General features: G+C 40.7%; 8 protein-coding genes. 3 read left to right on the top strand and 5 right to left on the bottom strand.

Annotated elements, in window-relative coordinates:
- Nucleotides 1–55: 55 nt before the first annotated feature.
- Complete coding sequence (locus tag C9J51_RS08675) at nucleotides 56–1,744, bottom strand: NAD-dependent malic enzyme (RefSeq protein WP_045039583.1); 1,689 nt, start codon at nucleotides 1,742–1,744, stop codon at nucleotides 56–58.
- A gap of 291 nt (nucleotides 1,745–2,035) precedes the next feature.
- Nucleotides 2,036–2,932: a 1,4-dihydroxy-2-naphthoyl-CoA synthase gene (locus C9J51_RS08670; protein WP_045039582.1), complete on the bottom strand. Its 897-nt coding sequence runs from the start codon at nucleotides 2,930–2,932 to the stop codon at nucleotides 2,036–2,038.
- A 198-nt stretch (nucleotides 2,933–3,130) separates the two neighbouring features.
- On the opposite strand from C9J51_RS08670, the gene C9J51_RS08665 reads away from it, so the two are divergent.
- Nucleotides 3,131–5,530: a helicase-related protein gene (locus tag C9J51_RS08665; protein WP_107274965.1), complete on the top strand. Its 2,400-nt coding sequence runs from the start codon at nucleotides 3,131–3,133 to the stop codon at nucleotides 5,528–5,530.
- A gap of 112 nt (nucleotides 5,531–5,642) precedes the next feature.
- Here the strand turns inward: C9J51_RS08665 and C9J51_RS08660 are convergent, their stop codons facing one another.
- The 3 genes from C9J51_RS08660 to C9J51_RS08650 form a co-directional block, all read right to left on the bottom strand.
- The gene (locus C9J51_RS08660; RefSeq protein ID WP_045039581.1) at nucleotides 5,643–6,098 is read right to left on the bottom strand and encodes a tellurite resistance TerB family protein; all 456 of its coding nucleotides are present in this window, start codon (nucleotides 6,096–6,098) and stop codon (nucleotides 5,643–5,645) included.
- A 104-nt stretch (nucleotides 6,099–6,202) separates the two neighbouring features.
- Entirely contained in the window at nucleotides 6,203–7,177 is a 975-nt protein-coding gene (locus C9J51_RS08655; RefSeq protein ID WP_045038253.1) for a zinc transporter ZntB, read from the bottom strand.
- Nucleotides 7,178–7,301: 124 nt separating this feature from the next.
- Nucleotides 7,302–8,162 carry a helix-turn-helix transcriptional regulator gene (locus tag C9J51_RS08650; protein WP_045039580.1) on the bottom strand — a complete coding sequence of 287 codons (861 nt, stop codon included), beginning with the start codon at nucleotides 8,160–8,162 and terminating at the stop codon, nucleotides 7,302–7,304.
- Between the two features lie 126 nt (nucleotides 8,163–8,288).
- Here C9J51_RS08650 and C9J51_RS08645 point away from each other — a divergent pair, with 126 nt between their 5' ends.
- Nucleotides 8,289–9,680 carry an MATE family efflux transporter gene (locus tag C9J51_RS08645; protein WP_045039579.1) on the top strand — a complete coding sequence of 464 codons (1,392 nt, stop codon included), beginning with the start codon at nucleotides 8,289–8,291 and terminating at the stop codon, nucleotides 9,678–9,680.
- A 258-nt stretch (nucleotides 9,681–9,938) separates the two neighbouring features.
- A complete protein-coding gene (hrpA, locus tag C9J51_RS08640) occupies nucleotides 9,939–13,820 on the top strand; it encodes an ATP-dependent RNA helicase HrpA (protein ID WP_373455669.1) in 3,882 nt (1,293 codons plus the stop codon).
- The last annotated feature ends 81 nt before the right edge of the window (nucleotides 13,821–13,901 follow it).

The raw sequence follows: 13,901 nt of genomic DNA, 5'->3' as shown, positions 1-13,901 counted from the left end.
TAAAAATCCGAAGTGTTCTGTACACTTCGGATATTAGATATAGGTTACTGTTTCGTTAGAATGAAGTACGTTTGTAACGACGGTATCCTGATTTCCAGAAATTAGCGTCAATTTTCTCACGAATACGTTCATCTGAATGTTTAGGTGCTTTATGCTGCTCGACGGCTTTTTTAGCTACAGCAAAAGCAATTTTACGTGATACTTTTTGAATATCTTCAAGTCCGGGAAGTAGTGGGCCTTCACCATGAATGGCTAATGGTGAGCACTCAGCTAAGGCGCGGCTACTTTCCATCAACATTTCGCTAGTAACTCGATGAGCATTAACGGCTAGTACACCTAAACCAATACCAGGGAAAATATAAATATTATTACATTGAACAATCGGGTAGGTTTTACCTTCATAAACAACAGGCGCAAAGGGTGAGCCTGTCGCGACTAATGCGTTACCTTCTGTCCAATGAATTAAATCAAATGGTGTTGCTTCAACACGACTGGTTGGGTTTGATAGTGGAAAGATAATAGGGCGAGGACAGTGAGCGTACATTTCACGAATAACTTCTTCACTGAATAATCCCGGCACACCAGAAACACCAATCAGTACGGTTGGTTTTGCATTTCGCATAACATCTAATAATGAGATGTTGTTATCCGATAGTTCCCAATCTTTAATATTGGTGTTCTTTTGGATCAGTGCTTGCTGGAAGTTAAGTAGGTTTGGCATGTTTTCAACTAACAAACCCCAACGATCCACCATATAGACTTGGCTACGTGCTTGAGCATCTGTAATACCATCAGCTGTCATTTGCGCGATAATAGCTTCTGCAATACCACAGCCAGCAGAACCTGCACCTAAGAAAGCAATACGTTGATCAGAGAACTTAGTGCCAGCGGCTTTACATGCTGCTAATAATGAACCAACAGTGACCGCCGCAGTGCCTTGAATATCATCATTAAAACAACATACTTTATCTTTATAACGCTCAAGTAATGGCATCGCATTTTTTTGAGCAAAATCTTCAAATTGAATTAATGCTTCAGGCCAACGATGTTTAACGGCTTGAATGAAATCATCAACAAAGTTGTCATATTCAGCGCCCGTAATTCGAGTATGACGCCAACCCATGTACATTGGATCAGACAGTCGTTGTGGGTTATTAGTACCTACATCAAGTACAACCGGTAAGGTGTAAGCCGGGCTAATACCACCACAAGCGGTGTAAAGCGATAGTTTACCAATAGGAATACCCATGCCACCGATACCTTGATCGCCTAGGCCTAGAATACGTTCACCATCGGTAACCACAATGACTTTTACATTTTGGCGTGAGGCATTGTTAAGCATGTCTTCAATACGATCACGGTTTGGGTATGAAATGAATAATCCACGACCGCGACGATAGATATTTGAAAAATCTTCACAGGCAGAACCAACCGTCGGTGTATAAATGATCGGCATCATTTCTGTAATGTGGTTTTCTACAAGACGATGGAAAAGTGTTTCATTAGTATCTTGAATATTGCGTAAGTAAATATGCTTATCCATGTCGTTATCGAACTTCTGATATTGCTTATAAGCACGTTCAGTTTGTTCTTCTATTGATTCGATAGCTTCAGGAAGAAGACCTTCTAAGTTGAAGAACATACGCTCTTCAATGGAGAATGCACTGCCTTTATTTAATAGTGGCGTCTCAAGAAGTATTGGGCCAGCATAAGGAATATATAAGGGTCTTTTATTATTGTTCATACGATAAACTCTGTTGCGATTAAGCCAGAAAATGGGCTAAGAATTTCTATGCTGCTAATGCTAGAACTTCATCGTTGATAATTCAAAGGCTAGAGTGATTTATTTCGAGAAAGCGGTCATGTTTCTGATGTTTATTTTATTAATAAGCAAAAATATGACTGTTTTTTATGGCAACTAACAATTTTGGTAAAATAAAAGCCCTTTGATAAGAGCTTTCATTTATAAGATGAGATATGTATCGGTGTTACTAACGCAATAGGATCATCTTGTTACTATTTTTTGCTACACGTATCAATAATGCCAAGGGAACTTACTGAAATCTTTATCGCGTTTTTCAAGGAAGGCATCACGACCTTCTTGCGCTTCTTCCGACGCGTAAGCTAAGCGGGTTGCTTCACCGGCAAATAATTGCTGACCGACAAGACCATCGTCTGGCAGGTTAAAGCCGTATTTAAGCATACGCATTGCAGTTGGCGATTTACTGTTAATTTCTTTCGCCCAACGTAGTGCTTCTTCTTCAAGCTCAAAGTGATCAACTGCTTTGTTAACCATACCCATGTCATAGGCTTCTTGAGCGCTGTAGTTAAAGCCACAGAAGAATATTTCACGTGCACGTTTTTGACCGATCATTTTTGCAAGGTATGCAGAGCCATAACCTGAGTCAAATGATGCTACATCAGGGTCTGTTTGTTTAAATACCGCATGCTCTTTAGAAGCAAGGGTTAAGTCGCAAACAACGTGTAAACTATGACCGCCGCCAACAGCCCAACCAGGAACAACCGCAATCACGACTTTTGGCATAAAACGAATAAGGCGTTGTACTTCAAGGATATGCAATCGACCCATACGCGCAATATCAGCCGTACCAGCATCAGCGCCTTCGTATTTATAGCCATCTTTACCACGGACACGTTGATCGCCACCTGATGAGAAAGACCACTGTCCTTTATGAGATGGACCGTTACCTGTAATTAATACACAGCCTACATCTGACCATTGACGAGCGTGATCAAGCGCAGTGTAAAGTTCATCGACAGTTTTAGGGCGAAAGGCATTTAAGCAATCAGGACGATCAATGGCAATACGTACTGTTCCATGCGCTTTAGCACGATGGTAAGTGATATCTTCAAAGTTAAAGCCTGGAACGGTTTCCCATAATTCAGGGTTAAAAATGGTTTTGCTAGTCATACGGCACAGCCTCCATAAGTTGATGCTGTAAGGCTAGGGAGTTACAGCAAAAAGTCAATTATTGTAGCGGTAAACTGACATATTTACTGAAATTTAGTGTTGATTGTTTATGGAATCAACAACTATGACGGCTAGCCAATGACAACATCGTTGAATATTGTCACAATGACAACGTCAGAATCAGTAATAGATTGAATTATGTACGCTTCATTGCCTATCGATAACCTTAAATCCGATTTTTTAGCCGCATTATCTCAGCAACACATTGTGGTAGAGGCTGAGACTGGCTCAGGAAAGTCAACCCGCTTACCGTTGTGGGCTGCTGAGTTAGGTCGAGTCTTAGTCGTGGAACCGCGACGAGTTGCTTGTACTTCATTAGCTGACTATCTCACCACAAAAACCGCGAATCCACAGCAAATTTCAGTGGGTTATGCGATTCGTTTTGAACAACATTTTAATGCTGATACACAAGTCGTTTTTGCGACACCGGGAGTTGCATTACGCTGGTTAAGTGATGATCAGTTAGCCTTATTTGATACTGTGATCATTGATGAATTTCATGAACGGCGTTGGGATACTGATTTACTGCTCGCTCTTTTAAAACAGCGTCAAAGCCATCGTTTAGTTGCCACCTCGGCGACAATGGATAGCCAACGGTTAGTGAAATATTTAGCGGCGACGCATTTGCATGCTACTGGGCGTAATTTTAAGGTAGATGTTTATCATCATGCAACTGATACTCAAACTATGCCCAGTAGTGATCGTCTAGAACAACGGATTGTTAAATTAGTCAGTCAGCACTATGCTGATCATCAAGATATCTTAGTATTTTTACCCGGTAGAAAAGAAATAACAGCTGCTACGCAAGCATTGAGTCGTTATTTTGCTGCTGCCATTGCCGCCGATGAAATAGATGTGATCCCGCTACATGCTTCTGTTACCGATGATGAACGTCAACGGGCATTAACCGCAAGCAATAAGCAACGTATTATTTTAGCGACCAATGTTGCTGAAACATCACTGACGATTCCGGGTGTTACGCTCATTGTTGATTCAGGGTTAGAGCGCCGTACCCACCAGCGTAATGGTCGTACGGTGTTATCACTACATGCAATTTCAAAAGCCAGTGCAGATCAACGTAAAGGCCGTGCGGGTCGTGTGAAAGACGGTGTTTGTTTACGTTTATACGGTAAAGCGGCACCACTTGAGCGATTAACGCCCGCAGAATTACAACGTGAAGAGTTAGTTGAACCCTATTTAGCCGCGTTGTGCTGCGAGGCTAAATTTTCACAATTAGCGTTTATTGATCCTTTGCCAGAAAAAACGTTAATGAGTGCGTTTCAAACATTACAAACGATGAAAGCGGTAACGAATGATGAAGTGGTGACCGATTATGGTCGACGTTTATATCAACTACCGATTGACAGTTTATTTGCCCATTTGATTACTGCAATGCCTGAGCGCCGTCATCAAGAAGCAATGGTTGACTTAGCTGCTGCATTATCGATTCCGCAAAAACTGTGGCAGCCTCCTAAATCAGAACAAGATCAACAGGCGCTATTTTTATGGTTAGGGCAACAATATTGCGATGCGACAGCGTTAATTAAAATTGTAAGGGCTGATGTTGTACCCGAATGGCTAACCGTTGATGACAATATGCGCGCAGAAGCACGACTATTGGCAGCAAAAATGCGAGAGGTGCTGCAATTACCGCAGCTTGAGGCTGCTAGTGCTTTTCGTCGTCAACCGTGGATAGATGCTGTTATTACCGCAGTGCCTGAACTTGTTTATGTGCGTCGAGAGCGGCGACGACAAGCTTTGGGTAATGGTTTTAATGAAGTAACCTTAAGCCGCGATACTTTATTTGGTATTGAACATGACCAAGCAACAGAAGCTGCGATCGTATTTGATCAGTTTGCATTGCCAGGAAAGGGAATCAAACAAAACCTCGTGTTAGCAACGTGTATTGCACCTGTGACGCTGTCACAAATGGTTGCGCTTGATCTTGGTGAAAACCAGCAAGGGCAAACCGTTGAAACCAGTAAGGGGCATTTTCAAACCGCGATTAAACGAGTATATGCGGGGCGAGTGATTGATACACAATGGCAAGATGTTAGTGGCGGTGCGGCAAGTACTGCGATTGTTGATTTGATTTTAGCGAATGAAGTTTTAACGGGGTTGGCAACTCGAATCGTCACCGATATTCAACAATGGAATTTGTACCTTGGATTAGGACGTTATCAAGCGGATATTTGTCAGCGAAAGCCTGAAATTGTTGATGCGGGGATGTGGCTATTACAACAAATTGAAGATCTTGGGATTGAAACGATTGATGATATTGTTTTGTTCAATGCTGATGATTTTGTGTTTGATGGCATTCCTGAATGGGAGCGGGAAGAATTTGATAGTCAATATCCACACCGCGTGAATTTAAATGATTTTGAGATGCGAATTGAATATCAGATCAGCCGTAAAACGGTAATTGCACATTATCTTCAAGGTAATCGTAAACAAGATCCTAAGCGGTGGGAGTTACCACGTTGGCAAGGGTGGCGAATTAAATATAAAAAAGCCAGTCGAACAATCGATATCCATTAATGGTTATTTGATTTATCGTTTAAACAACAAGCCCACGATAGTGAATATCTACCGTGGGCTTGTTTTGTTAATGATCAGATTAGTGAGTAACTCATGCTAATCATTGATTGAATTATGACGCTAGTTTACCGGCATTGAGTTTAGCGCGAATATATTCAGAGTGATCTAAATAGATCAAGTCAGACACTTGTCTGATCACTGCTTCCTCTTGAGGATCAATCACACCATCCGCGTAAGCAACTTGCCACATGGCTTCGATTAACTGGTAGCGTTGTGGTTGTGATAATTCACGTAATTTATTAGTGAACTCATATAAAGAGATTGATTGTTGGCTTTGCTCTTGTGCTTGGCTTAGTAATACCGTTGCTTGTTCTTCTGTGGTATCAAGCAGTTTAATTAACAGTTGCACTTTAGCTTGTTCTTCTCGTGGATCACGATCATGGTCGGCATTTGCCACTTCACATAATAGTGATGCCATTGCTAAATTAAGTGTTGGCGTATCTACTGCACCAGCGCTGGCACTTTCATTCATAACTTGTCTAAACAAAGTTCGTAATGTTGAAAACATTGTGGCCCTTATTCTGATGATTATTACATATAACGAGTGTTTAAGTTTATATCGATATACGATAAAAATAAAAGTCACTAAAAATACGTTTGCAGTTTTATCTGTTATATCCACTTACGACGATAAAATAGTGCCAATTGTAAGATTAATACTCCAACCAATAATCCACAGAAGATTGAAAATGATAAATGATTTTCAGCCCCTGGAATACCATCGAGATTAACCCCAAATAAACCCGTTAAAAAGCCAAGAGGTAAGAATACCGTGGTGATAAGTGACAGAAAATATAAACGTTGGTTTAATGCTTCTGATTGCAGGCTCATTAACTCTTCTTGGGTCACATTAGCGCGTTCGCGAATAGCATTAAGATCATCAAGCGCATGACTGATTTTTTCATCAACTTCATGGATTTTTTGACGTTCAGCTAAAGATAGCAGTGGGGTGTCGATAGTAATTAATTTGGCTAATGCATCGCGTTGTGGTGTCATTGAATGGCGTAACTTTACCGTTTCACGACGTAATACAGCGATATTATTGCGTAATTTCATATCGCTATCGGTCATCACTTGCTCTTCAAGCTCTGTTAATTGCTCATCAAGAGTATCAATCACCGTCATTTTATGACTTACCAAATGATCACATAAGCTTAAAATAAAGTTACCAATAGTTGTGGGTCCAAACCCCCCGTTAATATGATCTGCGATACGCGAGATAGCGACAACTGGTTGATTAGAGGTGGTAACAATTAGGTTTTTAGTAAAATAACCACGAATAGAAACCATGCTATCTGACGGTTTATTTTGGGTGTTTTTATCAATGTCAATGCCGCGTAATGCCAAGAAAAAGCCATCTTTGGTTTGATTTAATCGTGGTCGTTCTCGATCATTGGTCAGGGAATCTTTTTCGATGTCAGGCAGCTGACTTTGCTGGATCCATTGCTGTGCTTGTGGTTGGGTATAGTTGAGATGTAACCAAAGTAGGTCATCCGTGGGTTGCCAGTTATTAATTTTATCAAGGGTCAATGCGGGTTTGGAATGATCGCCATTAAGTCGATAACAGTAAGCAAAACAATTTGGCATGGTGGATCCCTTTAATAGCACTAAGTACTTAAGTCTTATTTATTCTATACCTATAAGCTTAACCGATATAAGCCACCGATAGAAAATAAAATACAGAATGTTTATTGATTCTAACGAGCAGTGTTCAAGATCTGTGCTGAAAGCGAGCTCTAAATTGCCGTGGGCTAAAAGAACTCCAACGTTTAAAGCGGGTACTAAAATTGGTTGGGTTTGGATAACCACAAAAATCACTGATATGTTGAATTGGCCATGAGGTGGTAGTTAATAAACCGGCGGCATGTTCCATGCGTAAATGTGTTAAACGCGCCATGGGTGCTTGACTATAATATTGCTGACATAAACGGTGTAAATGTGGTTCAGAGCATGGATATAACGCCGCGAGATCTTTTACTGTCCATGGATGATGTAATTGTTGTTTTGCGTGTTGAAATACACGTTCTAAACGTTGTAATGCTAATGGTGAATGAGGCGAAGTGCGATGAGTAACTAATAAGCACAGTTGTTCAGTGATATTACTGGATAGTTGATCCGCAAGGGGATAGCTCAAACACAGTGCTTGTTGAAGACAACCGATAGTTTGAAATAATAATGAGCCTGATTGGGTTGGATAATAAGTTATCTCATGAGGGAAACGTTGATCCCAATAACTTTGTTGTTCAAGCATTACCCACGCCATATCCCAAATAAGATCAGGATTCTCGTTGGGATTGATATCAAAGCCGTTCTCATACCCAGGTGGTACATAAATCACATAGTCAGGTTGTAAATCCCATTTTTTGGCTGGAGTGCTAAGTATACCGCGGCCTTTGAGGGTAAATAGCAACATGTGCATATCAGGATTACGGCGGTAAAGAGTAAACGCTTCTTTGCCATAATTAATGCCGCACTGAATGATGTGCTTTTGTTCGAGAGCTAATGATTGCACTTGGTCAATAATGATTGATTGGCATTGTGGTGAGATATTTAAATGTTCAAACCATGCCATTAAAAAGTCCTTTTTTCATTAAAGTTGATAGTTTGGCAAACGTTTTTGATGGCTTAGAATAACCGTAAATTAACAATTTTAGGTATGATCATTGTCACAAGGTAACCGTTAATTGAGTATTTAATTATGACAACATGGCGCACATCAGCAGATAGAAATTTTTGGCAAAAAACATGGCGATTAGCATTACCTGTTTCTATGCAGTCAATGCTATTTGCATTACTGGGTTTAGTTGATGTGCTAATGGTGTCAAAACTGGGTGAATCACCAGTTGCTGCTGTGGGTATTGGTAACCGTATTTTCTTTTTTAACTTATTGCTGGTGGTCGGTGTCAGTGGTGCGGTTGGAGTATTAGCCGCTCAATATTTTGGTGCTGGCAGAATGGACGGTGTGCGTCGCACCTTATTGCAATCTTGGGTGTGTGCGATTGTTTTCACGTTACCTTTTGCGATTATCTATCGTTTATTTCCACAACAAATTGTGAGTGTTATTAGCGATCAGGCTGATTTTGTTATACATGCCAAAGACTATTTGTACGTTTGTGGTTGGAGCATTATTTTTACTGCGATTGTTGTGCCATTAGAGGCGGCTTTGCGTGCTGTTGGTGAAGCAAAAATGCCCACCTATGTTGGTTTGGTGGCGGTATTATTAAATGCGACTTTAAATGCATTATTGATTTTTGGTTTATATGGCTTTCCTGAAATGGGTGTTGCTGGCGCAGCATTGGGAACAACAATCTCTCGTGGTATTCAAACGGTGATTCTGTTGGTTGCAACGTATTATCGTCATCGTGAAATCTTACCTCTAGCGATTGATATTGATACAGCTAAAACGCCACAAGCACGTAAACGTTATTTAACTATTGCATTACCGATGATCATTCATGATGCAGGTTGGGCGATGGGGGTATTGGTTTACAGTTTTATTTTTGCCCAGTTAGGTGTGACAGAGCTTGCAATCATTAGTCTGTTATCACCGATTGAAGGGGTACTTATTTCTGCCTTTATTGGTTTTTCTGTGGCCGCTTCGACTATTTTAGGGCATGAATTAGGCGCTGAAAATTACCAACGAGCTTGGCATCAATCATGGCTCTTTATTGGGCTAAGTGTATCGATGGCCTTTGTGTTGGGTATTACGATTTGGCTAGCAAGTGACACGGTAAGCCTATGGCTACAACGGGCAGATACACCAAACTTAGCTATGTCGTTGAATGTGACAATGGTACTTGCTCTTGGGCTATTTTTGAAAGTGTTTAACATGGTGGGTATTGGCGGTGTATTACGCAGTGGTGGTGATATTAAATTCAGTATTTTCATTGATTTGTTTGGTCAATGGGGCATAGGAATTCCATTGGCTATTTTCACGGGAATATTTCTTGGTTGGCCTTTGCATTGGGTGTTAATAGCTATTTTGGCTGAAGAAGTGGTTAAGGTGGGGTTAACGGCTTATCGTATTCGTGGACGGAAGTGGTTAGCTAATTTGATTAATGATACCGACTCAGTATTAGTATCGGCCTAGTTGCTATTGCTGTTTATAAGTAAGATATCGCCCATTTGTGTGTACTCATAAATGGGCTTTTTTTATGACAGATTAGGACGTTGTTGGTAATTGTCTTTTTAGCGCGCTGCAATGGTCTGATTTTGTGATAGAATTAACAAAAATTTTGTAGTATTTCTATACTCAACACATGCTTAAAGCTTGTAGGTTGGGTTTTACTTAGTCATTGAAAAGTCAGGAATAACATTGAGTCAGTCTAACCAAACTCAACCAGACGTTTTGAATAATGAAAAAACGTTAAAAGCCGCGATTAAAGATTGCATGATGCGCGATCGTTTTCGATTGCACAAACGTGTGCAAGGTGCGGCACGAATTAAAAATGAAAAAGCCAAGCACGCGGTATTTGATGAAATTGCGTTAGATATTGCTAAATCGATGCAAATGGTGGAATTACGCCGTAATCATCGTCCTAAAATCATTTACCCAGCTCAATTGCCTGTTAGTCAGAAGAAAGACGACATTGCAGAAGCCATTAAACATAATCAAGTGGTTATTGTTGCCGGTGAAACAGGCTCGGGTAAAACGACTCAGTTACCGAAAATCTGTTTAGAACTGGGCCGTGGTACACACGGTATGATTGGTCATACTCAGCCTCGTCGTCTTGCTGCTCGTACTGTTGCAACACGTATTGCCGAGGAAATGGAGTGTGAGCTTGGTTCGCATGTCGGCTATAAAGTCCGATTTAATGATCAGGTTTCTGATCGTAGCCACGTTAAGTTAATGACTGACGGTATCTTGCTGGCTGAAATTCAGCATGACCGTTTTTTAAGTCAATACGACACCATCATTATCGATGAAGCGCACGAACGTAGTCTTAATATTGACTTTATCATGGGTTACTTACGCGAATTATTGCCTAAGCGCCCAGATTTAAAAGTTATTATTACATCGGCAACAATCGACCCTGAGCGTTTTTCAAAGCACTTTAATAATGCTCCGATCATTGAAGTTTCAGGTCGTACATTCCCAGTAGAAGTGCGTTATCGTCCTGTTATTGAAGATGGCGATGACACTGATCGTGACCAACTTGATGCGATTTTTGACGCGGTTGATGAACTGTGCGATGAAGGCATGGGCGATATTCTGATCTTCATGAACGGTGAGCGTGAAATTCGTGATACCGCCGATGCATTAGAAAAACGTAATATACGTCATACTGAAGTATTGCCGCTGTACGCGCGTTTATCTGCTAACGAACAAAATCGAGTGTTCCAGTCACATGCTGGTCGTCGGATTGTTTTATCAACCAACGTTGCTGAAACCTCGTTAACTGTTCCTGGGATCAAATATGTTATTGACCCCGGTACTGCACGTATTAGTCGTTATAGTTACCGTACTAAAGTACAACGTCTGCCTATTGAAGCGATTTCACAAGCCAGTGCAAATCAGCGGATGGGTCGTTGTGGTCGTGTACAAGAAGGTATCTGTATTCGTTTATATTCTGAGGATGATTTCTTATCTCGCCCAGAATTTACTGATCCAGAAATTCTACGTACTAACTTAGCGTCAGTTATTTTGCAAATGACGGCGATTGGTTTAGGTGATATTCAAGCCTTCCCATTTTTAGAAGCACCTGATAACCGTAATATTCAAGATGGTATTCGTTTGCTGGAAGAATTAGGTGCTATTAATCCTAAGGCAACCGATCCTCGTAAGCGTTTATCAAATCTTGGACGTCAGTTAGCACGTTTGCCGATTGATCCTCGTTTAGCGCGAATGGTATTAGAAGCACCTAAAACAGGATCATTACGTGAAGTGATGATCATTGCTTGTGCGCTATCCATTCAAGATCCGCGCGAACGTCCATCAGATAAAAAGCAACAATCAGATGAAAAACACCGTCGTTTTTACGATAAAGACTCTGATTTTGTCACGTTTGTAAACCTATGGGATTACATTCAAGAACAACAGAAAGAATTATCTAATAACCATTTCCGCCGTTTGTGTAAGAAAGAATACTTAAACTACCTACGTATTCGTGAGTGGCAAGATATTTATTACCAAGTTAACCAAGTTGTTAAAGAGCTTGATTTAAAGATAAATGGTAATGAAGCCAGTTATGACGGTATTCATATCGCACTGTTAAGTGGTTTGCTATCGCATATCGGTATGAAAGATCAAGAGAAGAATGAATATCAAGGTGCGCGTAATGCACGCTTTAATATCTTCCCAGGATCGGGCATTTTCAAGAAACAGCCTAAATGGGTGATGGTTGCCGAACTGGTTGAAACCTCGCGCTTATGGGGACGCGTTGCAGCAAAGATTGAGCCTGAATGGGTTGAACCTTTAGCGGAACATTTGATCAAGCGTAGTTACAGTGAGCCGCATTGGGAGAAAAAATCAGCCGCAGTACATGCGTTTGAAAAAATCACCTTGTATGGCATTCCGGTAGTTAGTCAACGCAAAGTTAACTACGGTAATATTGATCCTGCTTTGTCTCGTGAAATATTCATTCGTTCAGCATTAGTTGAAGGTGATTGGGATACTAAGCATAAGTTCTATCAGCAAAACCGTAAGCTATTGCGTGAAGTTGAAGAACTTGAGCATAAATCACGTCGCCGTGACATCTTGATTGATGATGACGAACTGTTTAATTTCTATGATCAGCGGATTGATTTAAGCGTAACGTCAGGTCGTCATTTTGATGGCTGGTGGAAGAAAGCCTCTAAAGAAAATCCAGAGCTGCTTAACTTTGAACGTGAAATGTTGTTCCGTGGTGATGCAAGCCATGTTACCGATCTTGATTATCCTAACTTTTGGCACCAAGGAAACTTGAAGCTTAAATTAAGTTATCAGTTCGAGCCGGGTGAAGATAACGATGGTGTGACGGTGCATGTACCACTAGCGATTTTAAACCAAGTGAAACCTGATGGTTTTGATTGGCAAATTCCGGGTTTACGCCATGAGCTTGTGGTTGCGTTAATTAAATCATTACCGAAACCGTTACGCCGTAACTTTGTGCCAGCACCTAACTATGCAGATGCTTTCCTTGCGCGTGTTAAGCCAATGGAAATGCCACTACTCGATGCACTTGAGAAAGAGCTAAAACGAATGAGTGGTGTTACTCTGGTGCGTGAAGATTGGAAATTAGAGCAGATCCCCGATCACCTTAAGATTACCTATCGTGCCGTTGATCATCGCAACCGTAAGTTACGTGAAAGTAAAGATATCTATGGCTTAAAAGAAAACTTGAAAGAAAAGGTACAAGAAACCTTATCGCAAGTGGCTGATGATGATATTGAGCAAGAAGGTTTGAAATCATGGACCTTTGGCGCGTTGCCTGAACGTTATCAACAAAAGCGTGGTGGGTTTGAAGTTAAAGCCTTCCCTGCGTTAACAGATAACAAAGACTCTGTTGGTATTAAACTGTTTGAAACCGAAGAAGAACAACATAACGCTATGCAAGCGGGTCAACGTCGTTTGATTTTATTAAACGTACCGTCACCGATTAAATATTTGCATGCAAACCTACCAAATAAATCGAAGTTAGGTTTGTATTTTAACCCATACGGTCGTGTGCTTGATTTGATTGATGACTGCATTGCGTGTGGTATTGATAAGCTAATAGAACAAAAGGGCGGTTTAGCTTGGCAGCCTGAGACGTTTGAAGCACTGAAAGAATATGTTCGTGCAGAACTTGGCGATACAGTGGTTGAGATTGCTAAGCAAGTAGAAGCCATTCTAACAACTGCATTTAATATTTCTAAGCGTTTAAAAGGTCGTATTGATTTACGTATGGCATTTGCAATGTCAGATATTAAAGCACAAATTGAAAGTTTAATATTTAAAGGCTTTGCGACTGAATGTGGTTGGAAGCGCTTACCTGATATTTTACGTTACATGCGTGCCATTGAACGTCGTATGGAAAAACTGCCGATTGATCCTAATAAAGATCGAGTTCATATTCTAAAAGTTGAATCTGTGGTTAATGACTACAACGAGTTGTTAAACAAGATCCCTAAAGGTCAACCCGTACCTGATAAGGTAAAAGAAATCCGCTGGATGCTTGAAGAACTACGTGTAAGTTTCTTTGCTCAACAGTTAGGTACGCCTTATCCAATTTCAGATAAGCGGGTGCGTAATGCAATTAATGAGTGCTAGTCACTTAATTTAGTAGCAATATAAACCCTATCAATGAAAAGGCCGATGCGATAACCGCATCGGCCTTTTTTTAGGGGGAAT

Source organism: Photobacterium iliopiscarium (assembly GCF_003026395.1).
GTDB classification, from domain to species: Bacteria; Pseudomonadota; Gammaproteobacteria; order Enterobacterales; family Vibrionaceae; genus Photobacterium; species Photobacterium iliopiscarium.
Note: the sequence above shows the minus strand (reverse complement) of the source record. Positions and strands in the feature narration are given on the sequence as shown.